Origin of the sequence: Laceyella putida, assembly GCF_042665195.1 — a bacterium.
GTDB classification, from domain to species: domain Bacteria; phylum Bacillota; class Bacilli; order Thermoactinomycetales; family Thermoactinomycetaceae; genus Laceyella; species Laceyella putida.
The window spans coordinates 260503-286976 of record NZ_JBHTBW010000006.1; the positions used below are offsets into that span (position 1 = coordinate 260503).

28 protein-coding genes and 1 pseudogene are annotated in these 26474 nt (G+C 49.7%); 10 read left to right on the top strand and 19 right to left on the bottom strand.

What is annotated here, in order from left to right:
- Window positions 1-249: 249 nt before the first annotated feature.
- A complete protein-coding gene (locus tag ACFQNG_RS02975; protein ID WP_379863341.1) occupies window positions 250-1611 on the top strand; it encodes a PTS transporter subunit EIIC in 1362 nt (453 codons plus the stop codon).
- Between the two features lie 291 nt (window positions 1612-1902).
- Here ACFQNG_RS02975 and ACFQNG_RS02980 read toward each other — a convergent pair whose 3' ends face one another.
- Window positions 1903-2493 carry a hypothetical protein gene (locus ACFQNG_RS02980; protein WP_379863342.1) on the bottom strand — a complete coding sequence of 197 codons (591 nt, stop codon included), beginning with the start codon at window positions 2491-2493 and terminating at the stop codon, window positions 1903-1905.
- A 220-nt stretch (window positions 2494-2713) separates the two neighbouring features.
- Window positions 2714-3466 (bottom strand): YheC/YheD family protein, encoded by a 753-nt coding sequence (locus ACFQNG_RS02985; RefSeq protein WP_379863343.1) that lies wholly within the window; start codon window positions 3464-3466, stop codon window positions 2714-2716.
- A 281-nt stretch (window positions 3467-3747) separates the two neighbouring features.
- Between ACFQNG_RS02985 and yycF the strand changes: the two genes are divergently transcribed.
- From yycF to ACFQNG_RS03010, 5 genes are read left to right on the top strand one after another with little or no spacing between them, the layout of a single operon-like run.
- Complete coding sequence (gene yycF, locus ACFQNG_RS02990; protein ID WP_379863345.1) at window positions 3748-4464, top strand: response regulator YycF; 717 nt, start codon at window positions 3748-3750, stop codon at window positions 4462-4464.
- 16 nt (window positions 4465-4480) lie between these two features.
- Complete coding sequence (locus tag ACFQNG_RS02995; protein ID WP_379863346.1) at window positions 4481-6283, top strand: ATP-binding protein; 1803 nt, start codon at window positions 4481-4483, stop codon at window positions 6281-6283.
- 5 nt (window positions 6284-6288) lie between these two features.
- Complete coding sequence (yycH, locus tag ACFQNG_RS03000; protein ID WP_379863347.1) at window positions 6289-7683, top strand: two-component system activity regulator YycH; 1395 nt, start codon at window positions 6289-6291, stop codon at window positions 7681-7683.
- Between the two features lie 13 nt (window positions 7684-7696).
- Window positions 7697-8473, top strand: a complete 777-nt coding sequence (gene yycI, locus ACFQNG_RS03005) for a two-component system regulatory protein YycI (RefSeq protein ID WP_379863349.1) — start codon at window positions 7697-7699, stop codon at window positions 8471-8473.
- On the top strand, window positions 8470-9267 hold the full coding sequence (locus tag ACFQNG_RS03010; protein WP_379863350.1) for an MBL fold metallo-hydrolase: 798 nt from the start codon (window positions 8470-8472) through the stop codon (window positions 9265-9267). Before yycI ends, ACFQNG_RS03010 begins: the two co-directional genes overlap by 4 nt.
- 30 nt (window positions 9268-9297) lie before the next feature.
- Here ACFQNG_RS03010 and ACFQNG_RS03015 read toward each other — a convergent pair whose 3' ends face one another.
- The gene (locus tag ACFQNG_RS03015; RefSeq protein WP_379863351.1) at window positions 9298-9519 is read right to left on the bottom strand and encodes a hypothetical protein; all 222 of its coding nucleotides are present in this window, start codon (window positions 9517-9519) and stop codon (window positions 9298-9300) included.
- Between the two features lie 339 nt (window positions 9520-9858).
- On the opposite strand from ACFQNG_RS03015, the gene ACFQNG_RS03020 reads away from it, so the two are divergent.
- From ACFQNG_RS03020 to rlmH, 3 genes are all read left to right on the top strand, one after another.
- Window positions 9859-11037 (top strand): S1C family serine protease, encoded by a 1179-nt coding sequence (locus ACFQNG_RS03020; RefSeq protein ID WP_379863352.1) that lies wholly within the window; start codon window positions 9859-9861, stop codon window positions 11035-11037.
- Between the two features lie 122 nt (window positions 11038-11159).
- The gene (locus tag ACFQNG_RS03025; RefSeq protein ID WP_379863353.1) at window positions 11160-11360 is read left to right on the top strand and encodes a CxxH/CxxC protein; all 201 of its coding nucleotides are present in this window, start codon (window positions 11160-11162) and stop codon (window positions 11358-11360) included.
- Window positions 11357-11836, top strand: coding sequence for a 23S rRNA (pseudouridine(1915)-N(3))-methyltransferase RlmH (gene rlmH, locus ACFQNG_RS03030; protein WP_379863354.1), 480 nt, complete (start codon window positions 11357-11359; stop codon window positions 11834-11836). Before ACFQNG_RS03025 ends, rlmH begins: the two co-directional genes overlap by 4 nt.
- Before the next feature lie 88 nt (window positions 11837-11924).
- Here the strand turns inward: rlmH and ACFQNG_RS03035 are convergent, their stop codons facing one another.
- The 13 genes from ACFQNG_RS03035 to ACFQNG_RS03095 all read right to left on the bottom strand — a co-directional run bounded on the left by ACFQNG_RS03035 (window position 11925) and on the right by ACFQNG_RS03095 (window position 22580).
- On the bottom strand, window positions 11925-13211 hold the full coding sequence (locus tag ACFQNG_RS03035; protein ID WP_379863355.1) for an adenylosuccinate synthase: 1287 nt from the start codon (window positions 13209-13211) through the stop codon (window positions 11925-11927).
- A gap of 122 nt (window positions 13212-13333) precedes the next feature.
- Window positions 13334-14686: a replicative DNA helicase gene (gene dnaB, locus ACFQNG_RS03040; RefSeq protein ID WP_379863356.1), complete on the bottom strand. Its 1353-nt coding sequence runs from the start codon at window positions 14684-14686 to the stop codon at window positions 13334-13336.
- Between the two features lie 164 nt (window positions 14687-14850).
- A complete protein-coding gene (gene rplI, locus ACFQNG_RS03045; RefSeq protein WP_379863358.1) occupies window positions 14851-15297 on the bottom strand; it encodes a 50S ribosomal protein L9 in 447 nt (148 codons plus the stop codon).
- The gene (locus ACFQNG_RS03050) at window positions 15294-17261 is read right to left on the bottom strand and encodes a DHH family phosphoesterase (RefSeq protein WP_379863360.1); all 1968 of its coding nucleotides are present in this window, start codon (window positions 17259-17261) and stop codon (window positions 15294-15296) included. The genes rplI and ACFQNG_RS03050 overlap by 4 nt, the downstream gene beginning before the upstream one ends.
- A gap of 167 nt (window positions 17262-17428) precedes the next feature.
- Window positions 17429-18340 (bottom strand): DUF2232 domain-containing protein, encoded by a 912-nt coding sequence (locus tag ACFQNG_RS03055; RefSeq protein WP_379863361.1) that lies wholly within the window; start codon window positions 18338-18340, stop codon window positions 17429-17431.
- A 7-nt stretch (window positions 18341-18347) separates the two neighbouring features.
- Window positions 18348-18659, bottom strand: coding sequence for a MazG-like family protein (locus ACFQNG_RS03060; RefSeq protein ID WP_379863362.1), 312 nt, complete (start codon window positions 18657-18659; stop codon window positions 18348-18350).
- 114 nt (window positions 18660-18773) lie between these two features.
- Complete coding sequence (gene rpsR / locus ACFQNG_RS03065) at window positions 18774-19001, bottom strand: 30S ribosomal protein S18 (protein WP_379863363.1); 228 nt, start codon at window positions 18999-19001, stop codon at window positions 18774-18776.
- 41 nt (window positions 19002-19042) lie between these two features.
- Window positions 19043-19519, bottom strand: a complete 477-nt coding sequence (ssb, locus tag ACFQNG_RS03070) for a single-stranded DNA-binding protein (RefSeq protein WP_379863364.1) — start codon at window positions 19517-19519, stop codon at window positions 19043-19045.
- Window positions 19520-19568: 49 nt separating this feature from the next.
- Window positions 19569-19859 carry a 30S ribosomal protein S6 gene (gene rpsF, locus ACFQNG_RS03075; protein ID WP_379863366.1) on the bottom strand — a complete coding sequence of 97 codons (291 nt, stop codon included), beginning with the start codon at window positions 19857-19859 and terminating at the stop codon, window positions 19569-19571.
- Window positions 19860-20083: 224 nt separating this feature from the next.
- Window positions 20084-21184: a redox-regulated ATPase YchF gene (gene ychF / locus ACFQNG_RS03080; protein WP_379863368.1), complete on the bottom strand. Its 1101-nt coding sequence runs from the start codon at window positions 21182-21184 to the stop codon at window positions 20084-20086.
- Window positions 21185-21396: 212 nt separating this feature from the next.
- Window positions 21397-21543, bottom strand: coding sequence for a hypothetical protein (locus tag ACFQNG_RS03085; protein ID WP_379863369.1), 147 nt, complete (start codon window positions 21541-21543; stop codon window positions 21397-21399).
- A gap of 146 nt (window positions 21544-21689) precedes the next feature.
- A complete protein-coding gene (locus tag ACFQNG_RS03090; protein WP_379863370.1) occupies window positions 21690-21902 on the bottom strand; it encodes a DUF951 domain-containing protein in 213 nt (70 codons plus the stop codon).
- A gap of 57 nt (window positions 21903-21959) precedes the next feature.
- Window positions 21960-22580 carry a lysophospholipid acyltransferase family protein gene (locus tag ACFQNG_RS03095; protein WP_379863371.1) on the bottom strand — a complete coding sequence of 207 codons (621 nt, stop codon included), beginning with the start codon at window positions 22578-22580 and terminating at the stop codon, window positions 21960-21962.
- Between the two features lie 460 nt (window positions 22581-23040).
- On the opposite strand from ACFQNG_RS03095, the gene yyaC reads away from it, so the two are divergent.
- Entirely contained in the window at window positions 23041-23631 is a 591-nt protein-coding gene (yyaC, locus tag ACFQNG_RS03100) for a spore protease YyaC (RefSeq protein WP_379863372.1), read from the top strand.
- Window positions 23632-23691: 60 nt separating this feature from the next.
- Here yyaC and ACFQNG_RS03105 read toward each other — a convergent pair whose 3' ends face one another.
- The 3 genes and pseudogenes from ACFQNG_RS03105 to ACFQNG_RS03115 all read right to left on the bottom strand — a co-directional run.
- Window positions 23692-24837, bottom strand: a complete 1146-nt coding sequence (locus ACFQNG_RS03105; RefSeq protein ID WP_379863373.1) for an aminotransferase class V-fold PLP-dependent enzyme — start codon at window positions 24835-24837, stop codon at window positions 23692-23694.
- Window positions 24838-24855: 18 nt separating this feature from the next.
- Window positions 24856-25713: a ParB/RepB/Spo0J family partition protein gene (locus ACFQNG_RS03110; protein ID WP_379863374.1), complete on the bottom strand. Its 858-nt coding sequence runs from the start codon at window positions 25711-25713 to the stop codon at window positions 24856-24858.
- Window positions 25706-26347: pseudogene (locus ACFQNG_RS03115) on the bottom strand (ParA family protein); the annotation flags it as partial. The pseudogene ACFQNG_RS03115 and the gene ACFQNG_RS03110, both read right to left, overlap by 8 nt.
- Between the last annotated feature and the right edge of the window lie 127 nt (window positions 26348-26474).

The following is a 26474-nucleotide window of genomic DNA, read 5'->3' on the forward strand; positions in this document are numbered from 1 at the left end:
CTTCATTCATGGTTTTATGTCAAGATTCAACGCCTTTTTACAAGCTATGCTACTTTGCCATTTATTTTCTTCCACTGGTAAATAAAAAATCCTCCTAATTTTCTCTCTTTCGACAAAAGATTTTATGTTTCGATCAGACCTTTGACGATTTTGTGAATTTATGCTAACCTTATCATCAAGGATTCATCTCTTCTGTTTTCTCACCAGTTTTTTTGTTTGCGCTTTCACATCATATACAGGAGGGAAATTATGAACCAATCAGACATCTCCCTTGCCGAATCGATCTTGTCTGTCATCGGAGGCGCGAATAATATTCAGAGTATTGGCTATTGTATGACTCGTTTGCGGGTTACCTTGCGTGATGAGACCAAGTTGCAACTGGAACAGCTCAAGTCACTGTCCGGGGTATTGGGGGTTGTGAAGCAATCGGGTGAATATCAGATTGTGTTGGGACCGGGTGTCGTCACGCGCGTGTCCGCCCACTTAAGCAAGCTGACGGGCAAGGCGGCTGAACGTGTGGCGGAAGATGGGCCAGTTCGTCCGGTTTCCCCTGTAAAACGTTTCTTGCGCAAGCTCGCAAACATCTTCATCCCGTTGATCCCGGCCATCATCGCAGGCGGGATGATCATGGGACTCACCAACGTGCTGATTCATTCTTTCCCCAGCCTGAAAGAGGGAAGTACGGTCATTCCGCTGTTGCAGGCGATGAGCAAAGTGATTTTCGCTTACCTCGCCGTCTTTGTGGGGATTAATACGGCCAAGGAATTTGGCGGGACACCCGCCCTGGGGGGAATCGCCGGGGGGCTTCTCATTCTCCCGGATATAGAAAACATCAAGATGTTCGGAGAAGCTTTAATTCCCGGTCGCGGAGGCTTAATCGGCGTCCTGCTGGCTGCTTGGTTTATCGTCTGGCTGGAAAAAAGCATCCGGCCATTCGTGCCCAAAGCCATTGATATCATCATCACGCCCACCGTGTCTGTCCTGATCACCGGCTTTGCCACTTACATCGCCCTGCAACCGATAGGCGGTTTCCTGTCTGATGCCATCACCGGCGGCATGCAGGCCTTATTGGACCAAGGCGGCTTGTTTGCGGGTGCCATCCTCTCCGGTTTCTTCCTGCCCTTAGTCATGTTGGGACTTCATCAAGGTCTTATTCCCATTCATATGGAATTGTTGAACGCGACTGGAATCGATCCATTGCAACCCATTCTGGCCATGGCTGGCGCGGGCCAAGTGGGAGCCGTGTTTGCCGTCTATGTTAAGACCAAAAACAAAACCCTGCGAAATGTGATCAAAGGCGCCCTGCCTGTTGGAATCTTAGGGATCGGTGAACCCTTGATTTACGGCGTTACCTTGCCTCTCGGGCGGCCATTTGTCACCGCCTGTCTGGGGGCGGCGGTCGGTGGCGCTTTCCAAGCGGTGTTTAAAGTGGCTTCGGTCGGGATCAGCGTCTCGGGATTGCCCCTCACCTTACTGATCAAGCCAAACCAGATCACACTCTATCTGATCGGAATTCTGATCTCTTATGTCGCGGGCTTCCTCATCACCTATTTCTTCGGCTTCAAGGAAGAGATGGCCAAAAACTTTTCCCCTGAAGAGTCCCCGCTCTAAGCGGCACCAACGGCGCCTGATTGGCGCTTTTTTTTGTGCCGCATCCCTTCCGCATCCCACGCCCGCTCTTTAAACCCGCCTCTTTTCACGGACCAAATGAAAAGGAGCCCGCTTGAATCGAAAACGGACTCCCTACTCATTCTAACTGTGTATTTGTGTTTAACCACCGCACTTTTCTCCTCGCTTCTCGTGATGTTAATCTAGGCGCGCCGTGAAGGGATGGCAGATGCCCTTGGTCTTATCTTTTCTCATCCCACCGCAAGTGACCACGGATAAGACCAAAGGCCTCCATTACCCGAGATAGTTGACCAGATGGTTAAAACCTTTTGCCGGTTTGTCCTTGCTTTCCACTTCATTCTCAACGACATGCTTGTTCATCTTTTCCCAACCGTAAGGCTCTTCCATCGCGATATGGTCCCGCTTCAACAAGGTGAACTTTTGCGACTCTTCTGGATACGGATGATAGACGCCTTGCGCTTCATGCGCTTCCATTCCATAGGAAGCTTGTCCAACTGCTGCCCGTGGCGGATAGTGCATCTGTTCGTTCAACAGGGTGTGAACCACCGTCTCTTTCAAGATGTTTTTGATCTCTTCACTGCGGTAACCACTTTCCAAGCTCTTGATCCATTGATAGACCGGACCATCTTCTGGGGTGAACGTCACGTTGCGTTGGGTTGGCACATACTCGCTCCGCTTTTGGATTTGCTCCTTCAACATACGCGAGTCGCAAATCGATTGCAGCGGGAAGTAGTTGTTGCGCAAGTACGATTGGATGCAGTATTTCACCAGCATTGGAAATTGGCCTTTCGGCAGGATCTCATACCAGTAACGAACCAGACGGTCCTTTTTACCAAGATATACGCCAACTGTAATGGATGACATATAAATACACCTCCGGGATTGATCAAAAAATTTTAAATACCTAGAATTAATATTAATGGTAACAGGTGATCTACAAAACCGTCAACGGGAATACTTTGTCGAATCCTGTTATATATTCTCGGAAACGAAAAAAACATGCTTTGCGCATGTACAATCTATACGAACCTAAAAAGCTAAGACTTAAATTTTTATTTTATTGATTAAAGGTATTACCATCTTTTTACAACATTTGTTTGCGAATCCGATTGATTTGCTGATAAGCTGTCTTGTCTTTCAATCTCTGAAACAGTTTGATTACCGGGCGTGTATTTACCTCAAATATCCAGATATTCTCATTTTGGTCAACGGTCAAATCGACGCCAAGCTCCTTTAAACCTGTAAAGCGTTCATTTAAGGTTTTAGCAATTTCTTTAGAAACGAAATATATTTCTTCATTCAGTGATTTTTCTTTTTTATGATCATGATGAGAGATCTTTTTCAATGCTTGGCTCGCTTCCAGTGCCTGCCCGCCTCGACAACGATTGGTCACCAAGCTTCCCGGAGGTGCCAATTTGGCGCAAAAACCCGTGATTAACCAATGATCACGCGGCTTTTGCAGATGAACGCGAAAATCGACATTTCTCCCATCCGCTTGCGCCATCTCAATTCCTTGCTGGGCCATATAGGTTCTTCCCGAAATCATCTGCCGTTCAATCCACGGAAAAACCTCATTGATGCGCAAAACCCTTCTTCCATTCAACGTTTGGCACTTCACTTGATCGCCGCTCAGGGTAAGCTTGATCGCTCCCTTTCCTCCCCCGCCGATATCCGGCTTGAGAAATACAAACGGATGCCGTCGCAACATGCTCAGCACCGCTTGCCTGCTGTACTTTTGACTTTCCGGAATATATGGTTTGAGTTGCTCATTCCGCAATAGGACCGCTGTTTTTCTCAATTTGCTGGCAACTGTTTGATATCTTGGCATTCTCTTCATATGTCACCCACCCTTTCACTCCCCTTATCTTTATTCTCTTCCATCCCGCCCCGGCACTCCGCCTTTACCCAATTTTTCCTGTTTCCGCAAACCATCGATGACGAACCTCCTCCGTCTGCGAGTTAGCAACATGTACGAAAGCGCCATTCATCCCGCCACTTTAGAAGTGGGGGACATCTTGCGCAAATCTGTTAAAATGGTTTAATGGACAGGCGATTGTTTTCCCGATCTTCTTGTGGGACAATGGTTTTACGCTTTTTATGTCCAGGAGGGATCTGAACGTGAGCGCTAAAATCTATGTGGTGGAAGATGAACGGCCCATTGCCGATATTATTAAGTTCAATTTGGAAAAAGAGGGATATCAAGTGGACTGCATCCATGACGGGGATGAAGCCATTCAAAAGGTGTTGAGCGCGCCGCCGGACCTGATGTTGTTGGACTTGATGCTGCCCGGCGCCGATGGAATCGAAGTTTGTCGAAGAGTGCGTCAGCATTTCCAATTTCCCATCATCATGTTGACGGCCAAAGATTCCGAATTGGACAAGGTGTTGGGATTGGAGATGGGAGCCGATGATTATGTGACCAAGCCGTTCAGCAATCGCGAACTCTTGGCGCGGATCAAAGCCAACCTGCGCCGCACCCAGTCGCAACGTCACGAAGCGGTGCGGGAGGAAAACAACAAAAGCAACCTCGTCATCGGGGAATTGACGATTGACCCGCACAGCTTTATCGTCAGCAAGCAGGATCGCGTCATTGACCTAACCCATCGCGAATTTGAATTGCTCCTCTACCTGGCCAAGCATGTCAATCAAGTACTGACCAGAGAACATCTACTGCAATCCGTTTGGGGCTATGACTACTTCGGTGACGTACGCACCGTCGATGTGACGATTCGCCGTTTGCGCGAAAAGATCGAGGATGATCCAAGCGCGCCGAAGTACATCATCACACGGCGCGGAATCGGCTATACCATTCGCGACCCCCATGCGGACAGATAATTGGGTGGTAAGATCAATGAAGAAATGGACGCAATTGATGAACAGCGTGCAATGGAAATTGGTCGTGATCTATATCCTGTTGATCTTCATGGCCATGCAACTGGTTGGCGTCTACTTCATTCGCCAACTCGAATCGGTATTTGTGAATGACTTGCGCGCGCAATTGAAGGAACAGGGGGACGTGCTGTCCCTCATTGTCTCACCCGAACTGGAAGCGGAATCCGACAATGACCGAAACCGCGACAAACGGTTGCGCACCCGCTTGTTGCAAGCGGCGCCCAACACGAGCAAATATTACACCATCGTGCGGTTGATCGATCAAAACAACTGGGTGATCGCATCCAACGAACCGCAAGAGAAAATCTATAAATTGCCCAATAACCTGCCTGATGAAGTGAACGCCAAACAACCCTTCGCCAAAGTGAAGGATGCTGAGGGGAACGACTTTCAAGTCTATGTGCTCAAACTGCGTGATGAGCGGAATCGGGAACTGGGCGCCCTCTATTTGGAAACGCCGTTGCAACCGACTTATGACCGCATTTACAGGATCAGCACGATCCTCGTAAAAATCGCGATGGTGGCCCTGGTGGCAACAGGTTTCCTCGTGATCATCCTGGCCCGCACCATCACCCTGCCCGTCAAAGCGATCACCGAACAGGCGACGGCGATGGCCTCCGGTGACTTTGACCGTCAGGTGGCGGTGAAAAGCGAAGATGAAATCGGCCAGTTGGCCATCGCCTTTAACGACCTGGCCGCCCACCTGCGCACCGCGATCAAGGAAAAGGAAGAGGAGACGGAGAAGTTGGAATCCGTCTTGGCCAATATGAGCGACGGGGTGATCGCGACCGATTTGCAAGGGAAAATCATCGTGAAAAACATCCCCGCGGAGAAGTTGCTGGATCGTCCCATCGCGCTCGGCAGCTCCATCGAGGAAGTCTTATCCCTGTCGGAGCCGTTGAAATTGCCCATCAAGGAACCCCGCCAAACTTTTGTTGAACACTCTCATCCCGAGGCGGAAAACCAAGCGGTGCTGAAGATCAACTTTACGCCCATCAAGTTGAAAGGGGATGGCTTGATCGGGATGGTGGCGGTGCTTGAAGATGTGACCGAACAGGAGAAGCTGGATCGGCAACGGAAAGATTTTGTCGCCAATGTGTCCCATGAGCTCCGCACGCCGCTGACCACGATCAAAAGCTACATCGAAGCATTGGAGGATGGGGCGGTTGAAGAGCCGGAACTGGCGACGCGCTTCCTCAAGGTGGCCCGCCAAGAAGCGGACCGCATGACGCGCTTGATTCAAGACTTGTTGCAACTCTCCCGCCTTGACGCGCAAAAGTCGAAGTTCTACAAAAAACCGTTGGTGCTGACAGAGATTTTGGAAGAGACCATGGACCGATTCCGCTTCCAATGCCAACAGAAACAAATCAGTCTCACCCTCTATGTCCACGGTTCACTCCCGCGTGTCTACGCCGATCCGGACAAGTTGATGCAAGTGCTGGACAACCTCGTGTCCAACGCGATCAAATACACCCCGGAAGGCGGTTCCGTCGCGGTCGTCGCCAAGCGCAAACCCGACGGAATGGTGGAAGTGGGTGTTGCCGATACCGGCATCGGCATTCCCAAGCAAGATCTGGGCCGGATCTTCGAACGCTTTTACCGCGTGGACAAAGCCCGTTCACGCAGCCTTGGGGGCACCGGTCTCGGGTTGGCGATCGCCCAGGAGATCGTGCATGCGCATGAAGGGGAGATCGCCATCGACAGCGTGTACCAAAAAGGAACCGTCGTTACCTTTACTCTGCCCCCCGTCAGTCGGAGGTGATCAAGGTGGAACAAAAATGGGTGGAACACATCAAAACCGTCGTGCTGATCATCCTTGTCACCCTCAGCTTCGTGCTTACGGGATTTCTGTGGTTCTACTCGCCCGGGTACCAACAAAAACCCGATGGTTATAGGCCGCCGACCGTATTAACTGGGGACAAGTATAACGAAAAAAACTCAAGGCAATTTGTCGCCCCCTATCAGCTCATCGTCACCCAAGGCGGCAAAACAACCTGGATCCATCCCGATCGCGAGGAATACCAATCCATTGTCAACAGCATCAGGGACGCCAATATCACCCAGTTTGAGAAGATCAGCCACGTGAAGTCGGAAGAATGGAAGAAGCGCCTGCTTGATGGCCCTTCACTCCAGTTGCAGTTTGCCCGTGATGTGAATGTGGAGTCCTTGGACGCTTTCTTCAAGGCTTCCATCTTGGAGCAGTTTTCGCTTCACCTGCCCGCGGAGACCAGTCGCATCCTGCTCTATGTCAATGGGGGGCAACCGCAGATCTGGCTGATCTCCGACGATACGGGAGAAATTTGGCAGGCGGCACTCCATCTCGATCCTTCCGCGTTGGAAAAAGCCATGGGACAAGCCCGGCAACAGGCGCAAGTGGAGTTGGCGCCAGTGGTGGCCAATGGCAAAATGCCTTGGGATAAGGCCAATGAGAACCTGCCCTGGTCGCGCATATTTTATCTGCCAACGACACCGCCCCCGTTGCCCACATGGAACTACAAAACGGAACAGATCGAGATTGATGATATCAAAGAATGGCTGTTGACCTCGTCCAAGGTGGAACCGATCGTCATTCACGATGAAAATCTTTACATGTCCGAAGACCAACGACTCATTTATAATAAGAGAGTTAATTCGTTGCAGTACAGTGAAGATGTGCCGGCGGAAGAATCCAAGAACCTCATGGTTGAAGACCAATTGTACGATATCAACAAGTTTGTGCAAAGGCATCGCGGCTGGACAGGCGATTATTTGCTGGACTGGGTCGAACCCGTAAAAGAAGAAGCGGAAACCAACCAATTCACCTTCCGCCGCATCATCGCCGGCCTTCCCGTTTACTGGAACCAGCCGAGCGAGCAAACGATTTATCCCGATGTGTTGCAATTCCAAGCGGGAGCCAGCGGTGGCGCTGACGGAATCAAGCAATATGTGCGGTCGGCCTCCTATATGATCGAAGGAACCCGCACCGGTGAAGCCAATCTCCTTGACCGGGATGAAGTGCTTCGCCAATTGAGCGAGCGCAAAATCCCCTTAACCGCGATTGAACAAATCTCCCCCGGTTATGAGGCCAAATTCTATAACGCGAATAAAATCCAGCTCACCCCTGTCTGGGTGGTGCTCACCACGGCTGGAAAACAGTTCTTAATTGGTTCGCCAACGTCATAGGGAGGATTTCTCCATGGATTGGAGTCGTGCCAAAACGATTTTGATCATTGCCTTTATCGTGTTGAATCTCTTTCTCGGCTTACAATTGAATCAATTGGTCAAGCAGCAGTCTGATTATGTGGAAACGGAAGAAATCTCGCTTGCGCAGTTAAAGCAAATCGCCAAAAAGAATAACATCCGCTTTCCTGATGAACCATCCAAGACCCCGGCCAAACTGGCGGCGTTCAATGCCACCGTCACGCCGGTCACGCTGGATGGTTGGAAAAAGAACGAGCGGGGCAGCTACAGCAAAACCTTCGCCGCTCCGCTCGCCTATCGAAGTGATCGGGAATTGGCTGGGCTGTTGAGCAAAGAAGTGCCTGACTTTGGCGATTACAAACCGATGGCCGAAGCCAAAGACAAGCGTGTCTATGTGCAAACGGTCAAAGGAAGACCGATTTGGGATGCCACGTTGGAAGTGGAGTTGGTTGGCTCCGCAATCAAAGCGCTTCATCTGGTTCATTATGAACTGTCCCAGTTGCCAACGGAGGAAGAGCTGTTGACTTATCCAAGCGCGCTTTATCAGGTCATCATCAACTATGACACAAGCGGTCCTGCGTCAATTTCCCAGCCCAAACTGGGTTATCGCGCCAAAGCCTACAGCGGGGAAAAAGATATTCTCGTTCCTTATTGGCAATTTGAAGTCGGGGACAATCTGATCTACTTGAATGCCACCAAACGCGGGGCCAACGAAAAAATGGAGATCACGCCCAAGCAACAAAATGAAAACAAAGGAACGAAGACGCTATGAAGTTTAGTGTGTTGGCCAGTGGGAGCACTGGCAATTCCACTTTTATCGAATCGGATGGCGTCAGGGTCTTGGTGGATGCGGGCCTAAGCGGCAAACAGATTGAACAGCGCTTGCGGCAGATTGATATCGATCCCTCCACCTTGTCCGCCATTTTCGTAACCCATGAGCATATTGATCATGTGCGGGGATTGGGGGTGCTGTCCCGCCGCTACCAGATTCCCATCTATATGAACGAGGCAACTTGGCGTCATCTCCCCAGCAGCGTGGGGGAAGTCCCCGAACCATTGCAACATGTCTTGGAAACAGGCGCGGCACTGGAACTGGGGGATTTGCGAATCGAGTCGTTTGCCATCTCCCATGATGCCGCGGAGCCTGTCGCGTTCCATATCCAACATGGTGACGACATCCTCTCCATCGTCACCGACCTGGGCTATGTGAACCAACGAATTATCGATCGGGTGAGCGGCTCCCATGCGATTGTCTGGGAGAGCAATCACGATGTGGAGATGTTGCGCATGGGGGCTTATCCATGGAATGTGAAACGGCGCATTTTAAGCGATACGGGACACCTGTCCAATGAAGATGCCGGCGCGGCGCTGACGGAAATCCTCAAAGGATGGGGCGAAAACGTCTATCTGGCCCACTTGAGCCGGGATAATAACTTAAGTGAACTGGCACATCTGACAGTCAAAAACATCATCGAAGAGACCGGCATGCAGGTGGGGCGCGACGTTCATCTCTGGCCCACCTATGATGACCGCCCGACGCCACTGAAAGCCGTAAAAGCCAAATAAAGGGTAGCCCCATCCAAGGATGGGCTACCCTTATTCTTCGATTGACGCCGTGATCTCCTTATCTATTCTTGCCGCCAGTTCCGCCAGTTCCTCCGGCTCGATCAAGCCTTTATCGACAAGATGGTCAATTAATGCCGACAACAGTAAACTCTGTTGATAAAACGCCAACTTCAGGTCAGCCAGCTGCGCTCCCAAATCCACCTCAGCAAACCGCTCCAACGCATTGATGGGAGGTTGCTTTCTCCTTTTCATTCTCTCATCTCCTAATGACTTGTATAGTTATCTTCTATTATTCTCCTCATTTTTCCTATTTTTCAAACTTATATATGAGAAAAGACTTGACGCCGTCCATTGAGCTTGCGGTCTTGACACACACAGAACAATCCTTCTCCACATCAACTTCACATAACCTCTTTACAATGGAACTAACAAGACCGCATAGCCACCGATCCCCCTCTCTCCATCCGTCAGTATCCTTATGGTGGGGTGAAAATCTACTCGTCCGATTGGAGATTTAGTATAATACATGTAAGTTGTTCAAATAATGAGAGCGAATCGATTCCATACATATTGGTTAAGGAGGGAAATGACATGGGTTATTATGATCATCAAGACTACCATCAACCAAAACGCCCTTCCTCACCCATCATGACTGCGATCATATCCGCGGTCATCGGGGGGTTAATCGTCTTATTGCTCAGTCCAACCTTATCGCGTCTCGGTCTTTTCCCATCGCTTGATGGCAACCTGCCGCAGACGACGGTGGGCAACAAACAAGTGACCACCGTCAAAGTGAACACCAACGTCACCGATGCGGTCAAAAAAGCCGCTCCGGCTGTGGTTGGTGTCATCAATCTAAAGCGTTCCTTCAATTTCTTCGAAACAGAGGAAATGCAGCAAAGCTCCGGTTCGGGAATCGTTTTTGAAAAAACGGGTGGCAAAGCGCGAATTATCACCAATTACCACGTCATTCAAGGTGGCAGCCGTTTTAAGGTGATCATTCCTTCCGGAGGCGAGAAAAACAAAGAGGTTGAAGCACGCCTTCTGGGTGGCGACCAATTGACTGACTTGGCCGTTTTGGAAATCAGCGACAAGTATGTGACCGCGGTCGCCGACTTGGGCAACTCTGATCAGCTTACGGCCGGTGAGCCCGCCATCGCCATCGGAAACCCGCTTGGGTTGGGCCAATCCGTCACCACCGGCGTCATCAGCTCCCCCAAGCGCGCCTTTAGGGTCGATGCACAAACCACCACAGATGTCATCCAAACCGATGCCGCCATCAATCCGGGCAACAGCGGCGGCGCCCTGGTCAATATCGCCGGCCAAGTGATCGGGATCAATACCCTTAAAATCGCGGAACAGGGAGTGGAAGGGCTCGGCTTTGCGATCCCCATCAATGATGCACGTCCGATCATCGAGAAATTGATTCGTTACGGCAAAGTGGCCCGTCCGTATCTGGGAGTGCAAATGGTCGATATTTCCGATCTCACCCAAGAAGCCCTGCAACAACTCAATCTTCCCAACAGCATCACTTCCGGCGTGGCGATTTATGAGTTGGAACCCGGCTCCCCAGCTGACGCGGCGGGAATGGAACCCGGAGATGTCATCGTCGCATTGGATGGCCAAGCGGTCAAATCCGGCTCTGATGTGAGACAATATATGTACAGCAAAAAAGCCGTCAACGATAAGATGGAAGTCACCTACTATCGGGATGGCAAGAAACAAACGGCCACAATCACCTTGGCTGAAGCCCCAGGCGAACTGAGATAAAGGTTGCCGAAAAGCCCCGTGAATGAAAACGGGGCTTTTCCTTTTCTCCGTCTTTTGATAAATTTGTGGATATTGTGGATAACCTATGAATAACTTATGTCGTCTAAGGAGTGAAACGGTGGATGGCTTCATCGGAGACAAGAAAATGGTATGCTTGTGACGAACACATCAATATCGTATTGGATGAAATTGTGGATAACTACGCGCAAGCCCCCCTCATGGAAATCATGGAGGAACCAGACGCCAAAGCCGCGTGCTTTTGGTGTGGGGGACGCCCCCGTTATCAATTGCAAATCGAACAAACCGAATCGAGGAACTTATGAGAATCCAAATCATTACCGTAGGCAAATTAAAAGAAAAATACTTAAAACAAGCATGTGAGGAATACTTAAAGAGGCTCACCCCCTACGCCAAAGTGGAAGTGGTGGAAGTAAACGAGGAGAAGGGGCAAGACCCCGTTCATGATGCGGAAGTGGCGCTGATCAAACAAAAGGAAGGGGAGCGCATATTAAAAGCCCTCTCCCCCGATGCGTTCGCCATCGCCTTAGCCATTGAAGGGAAGTCCCTTTCATCCCCGGCGTTTGCCAAAAGACTGGAACAATTGGGCACCTACGGACAAAGCCAAGTCGCCTTTGTCATCGGCGGGTCTTACGGAATCGCGCCGGAGGTGTTGAAACGGGCTGACCTGCTGCTATCTTTCTCCGCCATGACCTTCCCCCATCAACTGATCCGCGTTTTTCTTCTGGAGCAAATCTATCGGGCCTTTAAGATCATTCGGGGCGAAACATACCATAAGTAAAAAAGCACACTGGCCGGGAGTGACTCAGTCACTCCCATCTCCAGCGTGCTGCAAAGATGCTCCGCCAAGCGGAGCTTTCTTTCATTTGTCAGGCATATACAGGACGAACTTGAATCGTTTGGTCACGACCCGGTCCCACAGAGAAGATCGCCAATGGAATGCCCGTCAATTGCGCCACGCGCTCCACATAGTGTTGGGCTTCCAGCGGCAAGTCATGGAATTTGCGCACCCCTGTGATATCTTCTTTCCAACCCGGCAACTCTTCATAGATCGGTTTGCACTTCGCCAGCGTTTCCAAGTTAGCGGGATAGTTCTCTATGATTTGACCTTCGCATTCATAAGCGGTGCAGATTTTAACCGTGTTGAGACCCGTCAAAACATCGAGCGAGTTAAGGGACAGGCCGGTAATTCCGCTCACACGGCGCGCATGTCGTACCACCACGCTGTCAAACCAGCCCACACGGCGCGGGCGTCCTGTGGTTGTACCGTACTCGCGGCCCACTTCCCGAATCAACTGGCCGGTTTCATCGAACAGTTCCGTTGGGAATGGGCCATCGCCCACACGGGTGGTGTACGCTTTGGCTACCCCAACCACTTGATGAATCTTGGTTGGGCCCACACCAGAACCGATACATACGCCCCCTGCAACCGGATTGGACGAAGTGACGAACGGATAAGTCCCTTGGTCGATATCCAGCATCACCCCTTGTGCCCCTTCAAACAGGACACGCTTACCTTGGTCAATCGCATCATTCAAGACAACCGACGTATCGACGACATAGGGGCGAATCCGTTCCGCACACGCGAGATATGGCTCATAAATCTCCTCGAAGGTAAACCCTTCTTGTCCATAAAGACGTTCCAAGATACGATTCTTCTCTTCCAGATTGCGCTTCAGTTTGTCCTTGAACAATTCCTTATCCAACAGATCGCTGATGCGAATTCCCACGCGAGCCGCCTTATCCATATAAGCGGGACCGATCCCTTTGCCGGTTGTCCCGATCTTGTCGGAGCCTTTACTCGCTTCTTCCGCCAAATCCAAACGCAGGTGATAAGGCATGATGACATGGGCCCGATCGGAAATGCGCAAGTTATCGGTAGATACGCCATACTCATGCAAATAGTCCAGTTCCCGCACCAGCGCTTCCGGATTCACCACCATCCCGTTTCCCAACACGCAAATCTTGTCACTGTAGAAGATACCGGACGGAATCATATGCAGTTTATACCGAGTGCCACCAAACACAATGGTGTGGCCAGCATTGTTTCCTCCTTGGTAACGCGCGACAACCTCCGCCTTTTCTGCCAAGAAGTCCGTAATCTTCCCTTTACCTTCATCTCCCCACTGGGTACCTACAACAACCACCGTGGACATCGTCTTGTTCCCCCTCAGCGGTACAAATTCCGAACATCATATTCATGTACCGCTTCATTTTACCAGTATTGTAGCGAATTTGTCAATAAAAATACGAACATTAATAGAAATATCACAAAGAATCATTCGGCTATGGCTGGTTGTTTTATATCCAAACTTAAAAATTTGTTGTAGTTCTTAAGGAAAAGAAGTTCCACCTTTCCGACGGGACCGCTCCGCTGCTTCCCAATAATCAGCTCAGCGATATTCTTTTTCTCAGAATCCTCATTGTAATAATCATCCCGATACAAAAAGGCCACCACGTCGGCATCTTGCTCAATCGATCCCGATTCCCGCAAGTCAGACAGCATGGGACGCTTGTCTTGACGCTGTTCCACCGCGCGTGACAGCTGCGACAACGCAATGACGGGAACATCAAATTCCCGCGCCATCAACTTCAACGACCGCGAGATTTCGGAAATTTCCTGTTGTCTGCTCTCGCCCCCACCACGCCCCGAAATCAGTTGCAGATAATCGATGACCACGAGTCCCAATCCGCGTTCAACCTGTAAGCGGCGCAATTTGGCGCGAATATCATACACCGTCACACCAGGTGAATCATCGATAAAAATCGGTGCCTCACTTAGCGTACTCATCGCCATTGTTAGCTTTTCCCAATCTTCCTCATTTAAATTCCCCGTCCGAAACGCTTGGGCATCAATATTCCCTTCGGAAGCCAGCATCCGAGACACCAATTGAGAAGCCCCCATCTCCAAACTGAAGATGGCTACTGTCTGTCCACTCCGCACTGCCGCATTTTGGGCCAAGTTAAGCGCAAAAGCCGTTTTCCCCATCGCCGGTCTTGCGGCCAAAATAATCAGCTCTGACCCTTTCAAGCCAGAAGTCATCCGATCCAAATCAACAAATCCCGTAGGAATCCCACTGATGCCACCCTTGTTGAAGTGCAACGCTTCAATCTGCTCATAAGACTCCATTAATGCTTCCTGGATTGGAATAAATCCGCTGCCGCGTATGCGGCGTTGGGACACTTCCAAAATCCGCTTTTCGGCTTCATTGAGCAATTGGTTCAATTCATCGTTGCCACCGTAACCCGACATCGCAATCTGGGTCGCAGTCCGGATCAACCGGCGTAGTACCGCTTTCTCCTCTACAATCTTGGCGTAATAATCGACATTGGCTGCGGTAGGCACGGCACTGGCCAATTCGTTGAGATAGGTCACGCCCCCAACTTCCTCCAACAGCTTCCGGTCTTTCAGCTCAGCTGTCAGGGTGACCAAATCAACGGGTTCTCCTTGTTCTCCCAATTCATTCATCACTTGAAATAAACGTTGGTGGGCCTGGCGATAAAAGTCATCTGGCTTTAAGCGCTCGTTTACGGAAACCAGCACACTGGGTTCCAGCAAAATGGCACCCAACACAGCTTGTTCCGCTTCATGATTGTGCGGAGGTAGACGATCAGCAAACAAGTCACTCATCGTTTCTCCTCCTTTTCCCATAAAAAAGCACTCCAATGAAGTGGAGAGCTTTTAAGAACATCTTTCTTGCAAGGGCAAGGCTCACTCCCACCCAACCTGTACACGGGAGTGAGCCAACCTGCTTCTGATCCACACATTTGGAACCATCCGGTTGTGACACTTGTTTATTCTTCCACCACATGCACAGACAAGGTTGCCGACACTTTGGGATGGAGCTTCACAGGAACTTTGGTCACTCCCAGCGCACGGATCGGCTCGTCCAACAAAATCTTTTTCTTATCGATTTGCAGTTGATGTTGCTGTTTTAAGGCTTGACTGATTTGTTTGGACGTGATAGAACCAAACACCCGTCCACCTTCCCCTGTCTTGGTGGACAATTTCACCGTCAACGTGTCGATCCGCTTGCCCAGCTCTTGCGCTTCCTTTAATTCTTCCTCTTTGCGCTTCGCTTCCAGGCGCTGCTTCTCCTTTAGGGTGTTCATATTCCCTTCGGTCGCGGGAATCGCCAATTTCCGCGGAAACAAAAAGTTGCGCGCGTATCCCTCAGATACTTCCTTGACTTCCCCTTTTTTGCCTGTTCCTTTGACGTCTTGTTGTAAAATCACTTTCATTTCTCCGGCCCTCCATCCAAGTTCTCTTGCAACACGTGAATGAGGCGTGATTTTGCCTCGCTCAGTGACCCGTTTTTCAATTGGCAAGCCGCATTGGTCAAGTGGCCGCCGCCACCCAGTTGCTCCATGATGACTTGGACATTGATTTCTCCTTGCGATCTCGCGCTGATCGAAATCAGTCCGTCACCGCGGCGACCGATCACAAAGGAGGCGCGAATGCCTTGCATATTTAATAGTGTATCTGCCGCTTGCGCAATCAGCAATTGATCATACTCTTCCGTTTCTTCACCAACCGCAACCGCGATATCGCCGCGCACCAATTCGGTGGACTTGACGATCTCCGCCCGTTTGACATACTGGTTCAAATCCTCTTTTAGAAGGGATTGCACCATCATGAGATCAGCGCCATGCCTCCGCAGGAAGGAGGCCGCTTCAAAGGTGCGTGAACCGGCGCGAAAAGCAAAGTTCTTCGTATCGACAACAATCCCTGCCAGAAGCGCCGTCGCCTCCAATGTATCCATGGATAACCGCTGATCCTGGTACTGAAGAAGTTCCGTCACCAGTTCGCTGGTCGAGGACGCGTAAGGCTCCAAGTAAACCAAGACGGGATCCTTCACAAAATCCTCCCCGCGGCGGTGGTGGTCAATCACGACGACACGGCGGGCCCGTTCCAACAAGCGAAGGTCCATCGCCAACGACGGTTTGTGCGTGTCAACCAGAATCAAGAGCGTATCGGGATCGTCAACCAAAGGAAGCGCCTTTTCAGGTTGGATCAGCATATCCCCCAAATAAGCATGATGGCGTACGGCGGCCAACAAGCGTTCAATGGAAGGATTCTCTTCGTCCAACACAATGTGCGCTTCGCAATCATGAATCAAAGCAAACTTGACCACGCCGATGGCTGCGCCCAACGCATCCATATCCGGCTGAGTATGACCCATGACCACCACTCGCTTGCTGTCTTGAATCAAATTGCTCATCGCATGGGATATCACGCGCGCGCGGACTCTTGTCCGTTTTTCAACCGCATTGGTCTTGCCGCCAAAGAAAATGGTTTCCTCGCCTTGCTTTACCGCGGCCTGATCCCCTCCGCGAGCCAAAGCGATGTCCAGAGCGGCATGGGCATTTTGCGTTCTTTCAATCAGCGTCTCACCGACACTGGCAATCCCGATGCTCAGCGTGATCGGAATCTTGTTCTGCCTCGTCATCTCCCTAACAACGTCCAATATCTCAAAGCGCGACTTCATCAGACGCTCCAGCGATTGTTGCTCCGCCACCAAAAACATCTTATCTGTATCGAGACGTTTGAGGGTGATATCATAATCCAGTGCCCATTTGGAAATCGTCCCCGTCACATTAGATAACAAAAGCGTAGCCTCTTGATCCGTCAATCCTTGTCCAGCCTCATCAAAGTTATCCAAATGGATGAAACCAAATATCACACGTGCGTCGTGAAGCTCTTTCCTCAAGCTCTCCAATTGCGTAATGTCCCGGAAAAAATAAACCCGTTCCTCCGGTTGATGGGTCACTTCATAAACACGCTCGTCCAGCTGAATCGTGAAAGGGGTCTCCCGCTCTCCCTCTTCCTTCAATTGCGGGAAAAGCTCCTCCAGCGATTCCCCGATCAATCGCTCACGATCGCCCATCATCCCCACAATAAACGGATTGCACCATTCGACATGACCAGACCGATCATATAGGAGAATCCCAATCGGCATCCCATCGATCGCCGTTTGTCCCGCATTCTTCACCCGATGGTTCAAGGTCAACACATACTCAGTGAAATCATGGCGAAAGGCCCGTTCCGCCCGATATAAAACCAGGGCCAGTGCCACAAAAAACACGAGTCCGATCAGGCCGTAGATCCATTTGTATGTGGAAAGCAAAGCGATTAAGATCAGGCTAAAACACATGGCAAAAATCATATGATATCCATGCCATCTTTGTATAACAAACTTCGGCATCATTTCTATCCCCTCAAACTATCCACCCTGCATTTGCATCTAACTCTTATTTTACCCCAGTTGCGACATAGAGCAACTATTAGCCTCCCATCACCACCGCCAAAACTTGGATTGTCAGGCATGTTGCTTTATCATATTCGGCTTGTTGAATGATTGTCACTACGGGCTTATCTTTTGTCGATACGGCTTCGAAGATCTATGCCCGTGTCGATAAACCCGAGTAACATGAAGAGCGGCGAAAACGGAAGCACAAGCACAAACAACAGCACATAGATTCCCCAATGGATGCGCCCGCACTTACGCTGCAGGAGAAATAGCACAAACGAGCAGCCTTGCAGCACCATCAAGATTTGCATTAGGTAGAAAAAACCCAGCATCCACTTGCCGGATGCCCCGCTGTCCGCCTGAAACAGCATGCCGATCATCAATAACAGATAAGCGGTAAAAAAGATGCGGGGCAAACGCCACTCATAAAACGGCGGCAACGATTTCCCGGGAAATCCTGCGCGAATCAACCAACGGCGGGCCACCATAAACGTTGCGATCGCCGTAGGGACGATCAGCATAAACAACAAAATCGGAAACGCAATCGAGAGCGGTAACCCCGCCGCTCCATCCTGCAAAACGACCCCATTTGCCTTCATAAGGCGAATCGTTTCTGTCCATTCTTGCATCCAAATGGCGGTCAAACGGGAGAATAATTGAAAAACCAGTTGTCCCACCAGGAGAATGAGCCAAGAACTGATTAACCCAGCCACAATTCCCCCCAACACAATATCCGTTCCCGTCGTCTCTTCTTTACGATATAAATACCCCATCACACTGCCGCTCAGCCAAGCAAAAAGAAACAAACAAATGAAAAACGGAATCGGAAAAAAGAGAAACAGAACAACCAACAAACCGAGCGGAACGAAGGTGACTGACCAAGGTTGTTTTACCTTGAGCAGGAGGAATGGGAGGGGAAGGAGCCAAAGGGCAACAAACTGAAGAATAGGGATAAATAAAGAGGCAAGAAGGAAGAGAAACCCCCCGCAGGCAAGAAGGCTGTCCTTCCATCCCCCTTTTAACTCTTGAGACAAAAGCTTGTCACCTCTTGTTCACATATTCTTCCAAAGAAGACAAATCACCGTACCATTGTTCTAATTGATGACCTTCATGTACATGCTCACGCAATTTGTGAATGACTGCCTGATCGAGCTCGCGAAAAGAAAAACCCATGCGTCTCGCCATCACATATACCGAGATAACCAAACTAGACAAACTATCTATCATCATATGCTGATTGGCATGAAGAATTCCCCGAAATAGGTTGGCAATCTGATCAAGGATCTCCGTCTTTAACCACTCGATCACCTTTACGCTTTTGGCGAATTGCACTCCTCGTTCAGGCCGACTCATATGGTTGCACTCCTTCAAATGTAAACAAGTTTAGGAGATGCTTCCACACTGAACCATTATTTTCCTTCTTTTGCATACGAAAAACAGGGGCGACGCACACCCCTGTTCTGCCGATTAATCGTTGGTATATGGTAAGAGAGCCATTTGGCGAGCTCTTTTGATTGCACGGGTCAACTGACGTTGGTATTTGGAGCTGGTACCCGTTACGCGACGTGGCAAGATTTTGCCACGCTCGCTGATGAATTTACGCAGCAAGTCCGTATCTTTGTAATCGATGTACTCGATTTTGTTCACAGTGAAATAGCAGACTTTGCGACGCTTATTTCCGCGACGACGAGCCATGGGAAATTCCCTCCTTCCTTATTTAGCAAGCTGAGCGAACGTTAGAAAGGCAGATCATCATCAGAGATGTCAATGGGTTGGCCATCATCAGCAAAGGGGTCATCCATCGATTTGCGGCCATAATTGTTGTTTTTCCCTCCACCGTAGGAGTTACCACCATATGAACCACCACCGAAATCAGAAGCGGACTCGCTTCGATTTTTCGGCTCCAAGAAACGCACATCTTCAGCCACCACATCGGTGGTATAGACGGTACGCCCCTCTTGGTTTTCATATTTACCCGTCTGCAAACGGCCATCGACTCCAACCAAAGAGCCTTTTCTCAGGTAATTAGCGCAATTCTCCGCTAATCCACGCCACGTGACGATATTGATAAAGTCAGCTTCTCTTTCCCCTTGCTGATTCGTATAGTTCCGGTTTACCGCGATGGAGAAGCGCGCAATGGCCACTCCGCTTGGAGTGTAACGCAACTCCGGATCGCGGGTAAGCCGTCCAACTAAGATGACCCGATTTAACATTGAACCTCTCTCCCTTGCTAATGATCAACCTTATCTATATAAAACAATTTTATTTTTCGTCGATGTTGATGATCAAATGACGCATAATGTTGTCATTGATGCGAATCACGTGATCCAGTTCGTCAACCACGCCAGCTTCACCTTTGAAAGTGTAAACGCTATATAGACCTTCGCGATGGTTGTTAATCTCATAAGCAAGACGGCGTTTACCCATGTCGTCGATGTTGGTCAGTTCTCCACCGTTTTCCGTGATGGTCGCTTGTACCTTTTCACGGGTTGCTTTTACGGTTTCCTCATCCACATCTGGACGTACGATGAACATGATTTCGTAGTTATGCATCCTCTACACCTCCTTCTGGACTTTAACGGCCCTGCTTTGCAGCGCAGAGCAAGGAGAAAACGTCTAATACGTACGATTAGTAATTGTAGCAGAAAACAAGAAATAAATCAATGAACAACCCGAACGAAAGAATAAAAAAGCGGTAGCGAACAATCTGTTTCTCGTGCGACAAGACGCTCACACCAAAAAGCTTTTTCCGCCATTTTCCCATTTTGAAATAAGCTCTACACATTGAAGCGGAAAGTCATGATGTCCCCATCTTGAACAACATAATCCTTTCCTTCCAAACGCAGCAATCCCTTCTCCCTGGCCATGGCTTGCGATCCGCAGGCAATCAAGTCTTCATACGCCGTCACCTCGGCGCGGATAAACCCACGTTCAAAATCGGTATGGATCACCGCTGCTGCTTGCGGCGCTTTGGTGCCCTCGCGGATGGTCCAAGCCCGCACTTCTTTTTCACCCGCGGTAAAATAAGTGATTAAACCAAGCAACTTATACGCAGCCCCGATCAAGCGGTCCAGTCCGGACTGCTCCAATCCCAACTCTTCCAAAAACATGGCGCGTTCATCCCCTTCCAGCTCGGCGATTTCCGCTTCCACTTGGGCGCTGATCGGCACCACTTCGGCTCCCTCACCCGCGGCGATTTCCCTCACCACCTGCACATAGGGGTTTTCATCCGCATTGGCGATATCCTTTTCACTTACATTGGCCGCATAAAGGACATTTTTCATCGTCAAGAGGTTCAAGCTCTTAATCACTTTACGTTCTTCTTGATCCAACTCCACCACGCGCGCCGGCTTTCCTTCCGCCAAGGCTTGTTGCAATCGCGCCAGGATGTCATACTCTTGCGCCGCCGCTTTGTCCCCGCTTTTCTTCTGTTTTTGCACTCGTTCCAACCGTTTTTCAACCGTTTCCAAGTCAGCCAACACCAACTCAAGGGTAATCGTCTCAATATCGGCAGCCGGGTCCACTTTGCCGGCCACATGAGTGATATTCTCGTCTTCAAAACAACGAACCACATGAATAATCGCATCAACTTCGCGGATATGGGAGAGGAACTTGTTTCCCAAGCCTTCACCACGGCTTGCGCCTTTCACCAATCCGGCGATGTCGACGAATTGAAAGGATGTGGGAACAACCCGTTGCGGCTTAATCAATTCCGCTAATTTATCTAAACGCTTATCCGGCACGTCGACGACTCCCACATTGGGGTCAATCGTGCAAAATGGATAGTTGGCAGACTCTGCCCCGGCTTGTGTGATCGCATTAAACAGCGTGGATTTTCCCACGTTGGGTAATCCGACGATTCCTGTAGCTAACGCCATGTTTTTGGCTCCTCCTCTTAAGTCCGAGTTTTACCGAACACCGTCCTGATATTCGAATCCTTGTCCATTATAGCGAAAAGTGAGAAGGAGTTCCATTGAGTAAAATGGGGCTGTCCACCAAGCCTTTCAAGAAAAAAGAAACTCTGCCCGGCGGAGCGGAATGATGGTGGCAAGCACAGCGATGAATCCAACAAGGAACCCACGTGTCATCCTTAATGCAAGGTGACGGTTACAGGCGGCATTTCCACAAACGGGGCGTCATAGGAGATGCTTCCGCCTTCACCCGGGGGCAGTTGCAAGGCAAATGCTCCCGCAACAGCAACCAACTTATGTATGCGACCCCGCGCTTTTTTAGACATAAACAATTTCTCCTTTGACATGAATATTCAATTCTATCTTTCGTGAAAACAAAAGGGAAATCCTATCCAATATTTACAATATATAAGGCGATCTCTTGAACGGAGAGATCGCCTTAGCCCGCGTTGCGGAGAGAACCGCCACCCTCTTATTCCATTGCATCCGGTTCATTCGCCGAAGCCAATATGCGCTTCAATCTTTTTTCAAACCGGCTGCGAGGGAGCAATACACTGTGCTCACATCCTGTGCACTTCATGCGGATATCGGCCCCCATGCGAATAATTTTCCATGCATTCGTTCCACAAGGATGCGCTTTTTTCATTTCTACAATATCACCAAGACCAAATTGCTTCATTTGCAATTCAGATCACTCTCTCTTCTATTCATGCTACAATTATAGAAAGGCATCGATTAAAATTCAACCTGTTTGTACATGTTGCGTCCCTTCTTTTAATAGCCGCAATTGCCGTTGCATCGCCAAGCTGACGGCCTTTTGCTTTTCCTTTGCTGTCCCTGACTGGGGAGGAGTGATGGCTTGGCCGATTTTAATCGTAATTTTCACTGGTCGAAGCCAGAAGCTCCCTTTGGGCAAGGCGCGTTCAGCTCCCTGGATGAATACGGGGATAATCAAACAATTCTTTTTTACGGCCAGATAACTGGCTCCCTGCTTAAGCTCTTCAAAATGATTGTCTCCGCGAATCCCGCCTTCAGGAAAAATGCCTACAACTCCCCCCCGATCCAGATAGCCCAAGGCCGTGCGAATCGTTTGCGCTTCCGGTTTTTCCCGATTGACCGGAAATGCGCCCGCAAAGTGGAGGAACCACCGAAACAGCGAGATCTTAAACGCTTCTTGCTTTGCCATAAAATGAACTCTTCGATCTATCATTGCTCCGATATAAAAAGGGTCGGCATAACTCACATGATTTCCTACCAATATAAAGGCGCCGTTGGTTGGGATTCGATCCAATCCTATCACTTCAATCCGATGATACAGAGCTAAAAATTGGCGCAACAACCGCTTAAGAAACGCATACAACATCGCTCAATCCCTCTTTTCCCCACCATCCTACTTCCGTTGATGCACAATGTTTCCCACCTGTTGGTGATAGATTTGTTTCGGGTCATGACAACTTAACCTCATCTTTCAAGGCGCAAAACACCTTGAAAGGCCTGGTCTTGCCTTCTTCACCCTGCGGTTCTCTCTGTTTTGCCGCTTTTGCACCACCTCCGGAAACAAGTGAAGCGGTTGGCGATGAAGTCACCCATCCAACACCGGTGACGCTGTTTTACCCACTTCCACAAGCGTCGAAAAATCCTTGTCTTACGCGCCAGGCGCTTGTCCAATCACGTTGACCCAGGCCCCCTCTTCCATTATATATTCTCTTTCTTTTGCTCGTTGGCTAAACTTCGGTTAAATCCTTTCCTCTCTATCAACCTATGTATATTTTCTCTCGCAAATCCGTATACTGTTAAAGAATTTATTCTCGGAGGGTTGTTAGATGAAAGAATATGCCTCTGCCCATCCAGTGCATAAAACGGCCTTTCCCTTTCGGGTTGAATATACACATCCCTTGGCAGATGAAGATTTTGCGAATCAACTCGCATTCGCTTGCCGTTCCTTTACCCCTTGCCCTGAAATCATCTGTGTTTGCATTGGTACTGATCGTTCGACTGGCGACTCTTTAGGTCCGCTTGTCGGCACTCTCTTAAGCAAGGATCCCCTGCCAGGTCTTTGGGTTTATGGCACGCTGAATGACCCCGTTCATGCACTCAATCTCCAAGAAACGCTGGAGAAAATAGCCTGTGAACATCCCCATTCGCTCGTCATCGCCATCGACGCTTGCCTGGGACACTTTAAAAGCGTAGGCTCGATTCAACTGGGATTGGGCCCGTTAAAACCAGGGGCCGGTGTGAATAAAACCCTTCCCGAAGTGGGGCACATTCACATCACCGGCATCGTCAACGTATCAGGATTCATGGAATACTTTGTACTACAAAACACCCGACTGAGTTTAGTGATGAATATGGCTGAAGTCATCTCCGCTTCAATCAAAAAAGCACTTTCGAAACTCCCTTCTCTCTCAGCATAAAAGGCATCCGATGAAACGAAAAAGACCGTCTCCCCTTTGGCAGACGGTCTTTTTCCATGATTACAGGAGATATTGCCGAATCTCAGCAATTGCGCGGAGAAACGCATCCATCTCGGACGAGGTATTAAAATACCCGGGACTGACCCGAATCGCCCCTGCTTCCGTTCCTAAACTCCGATGCTTCAAGGCCGCGCAATGATAACCAGCGCGAACCGCAATATCATAATGTTGATCAAGAATCATCGCCACCTCTTGCCCATCTAAGCCAACCAGATTAAAAGAGAACAAGGGAAGCGGCGGCATCTCTTCCGTTGCCAACCGCACACCCTCTTGCGCTTTTAACCCTTCCCACAACAACCGAGCCAATTCCATTTCATGTTGGTAAATTTGGTCTATCCCTGTGTTCAGGACAAAATCCAGCCCGGCACCCAACCCGGCAATGCCAGGAGTGTTGGGGGTCCCACTTTCAAAGCCTCCCGGCCAATCCATCGGCTGTTCCACTTCCTCAGAACGACTCCCGGTGCCCCCGAATAGCAATGGTCGCAAGGAAACCCCAGCAGCAACATAAAGGCCACCCGTCCCTTGCGGGCCATATAGGCCTTTATGTCCTGGAAAAGCGACAAGATCGACCGGCCATTCATCTAGCTGGAACGGGAGCAAGCCTGCCGTTTGCGCGGCATCAACCATATAGGTGATCCCACGTTCACGGGCAAAGTGGCCAATATCCACAATGGGCAATACTTCCCCGGTTACATTGGAGCCATGAATCGTGATCAGGAGCTTCGTTCTATTTGTCACAGCGGCTTTGATCACAGCGAGCCAGTCCCCCGACTCACCTGATTCAGGCGGCTCCACCACGCTGACCTCAACTCCTCTGGCTTGCGCAAGCCATGTGACCGGGCGGGCTACCGCATTGTGTTCCCAACCCGAAATGATCACATGATCTCCTGTTGATAAGATTCCTTGAATCGCCAGATTAGTGGCATGTGTCGTATGGAAGCAAAAGAGAAAACGATCGGGATCCCGCACGCCAAACAAGCGAGCCAATTTGGCTCTTGTTTCCGCTATCGTCTGTTCCGCCTTGCGCGCCAAACGATGGCCGCCCCGACCCGGATTAGCGCCGAAATCCACAATCGCTGCCTTCGTCGCTTCCGCTACTTCAGATGGCTTGGGCCATGTTGAAGCAGCATTATCCAAATAGATCAACGTGCTCTTCCTCCTGTTTTATTCAATCACGCGCTCGCCATTTAACATTTCAATCAAGCGCTCCAACTCCCGCTCCGAGAAATATTCGATTTCGATTTTCCCTTTTTTTCGCCCATGCTTAATTCGGACTGGCGTACTGAATACTTGCTGCAACACATCTTCATACCGTTTAATAAACGGATCGGTGGCTGGCGCTTTCGGCTTTTCTTTTTTGGGGGCGACTTGGTTCATCTTCTGAACCCACTCCTCCAACTGTCGGACACTCGGTTTTTCTTTTTTCACTTTCTCAGCCAGCTTTTTTAACATGTCCGGGTCTTTGACCCCCAACAAGGTGCGGGCATGACCCATGGATAATGTTCCACGTGAAACATCCTCTTGAACCTCTGCCGGCAATTGAAGCAAACGCAGAAAATTGGCCACATGCGGACGGCTTTTCCCTACACGCTCAGCCAGCTCTTCTTGCGTAATCGACAAGTGATTCATCAGCTTTTGGTAAGCAAAAGCGACTTCGATTGGATTTAAGTCTTCCCGTTGCAGGTTTTCGACCAGCGCAATCTCCATCATCTGCTCATCGGTAAAATCACGCACCACAATGGGAACTGTGGTCAATCCCGCCAGTTTGGCCGCACGGAAACGACGCTCTCCAGCCACAATCTCATAGCCGCGAATGCTTTTGCGCACAACCAGAGGTTGGACGATCCCATGCTGCTTAACCGATTCCATCAGTTCTTTTAACGCATCTTCATCAAAGTTTTTGCGCGGTTGATACGGATTGGGGCGAAGATCTTGGATCTCCGCCTCATTTACCACATCTTCCTCTTTCACATCAACTTGTGAAAACAACGCATCTAATCCTCGGCCCAGACGTTTACTCATTTTGCATCACCACTTCTCTTGCCAATTCATTGTAGCATTCCGCTCCACGTGAACGCGCATCATACAAAATAATGGGCTGACCATGGCTCGGCGCCTCGCTTAAACGAATATTGCGTGGAATCACCGTGTCATACACCTTTGTTTGGAAGTACTTCTTCACCTCTTCCATCACTTGCAACGAGAGATTGGTACGGGCATCAAACATCGTTAGCAAGACCCCTTCAATCTCCAGTTCTTTATTTAAATGCTTCTGTACAATCCGAATTGTATTGAGAAGTTGCCCCAATCCCTCCAATGCATAAAACTCACATTGAATCGGAATCAACACCGATTCGGCAGCGGTTAAGGCATTGAGAGTAATGATCCCTAAAGACGGCGGGCAATCAATAAAGATGTAATCAAAGCGGTTCTTTACCGTTTGCAACGCACTTTTTAAACGTTTCTCCCGCGAAATCACTTGCGACAGTTCAATTTCCACCCCCGCCAATTGAATCGTGGCGGGAATCAGGTAGAGGTTTTGCAACATGGTCGGCAAGATGGATTGTTCCGCTGGTGCTTCATCTATTAACACATCATAAATACAATGCTTCACATCCGCTTTGTTGATGCCTAAGCCGCTCGTCGTATTTCCTTGCATGTGATGCATCCTCTATCCTCGGCAGATTCCGTTAGGAATCGAGGGTAGCATCTGCCCATTTCGGGTCGGATAGGTAAGAGTCATCCTCAGCTACCGTGACCTTCGGTCACGTTTCCTGTTAGGA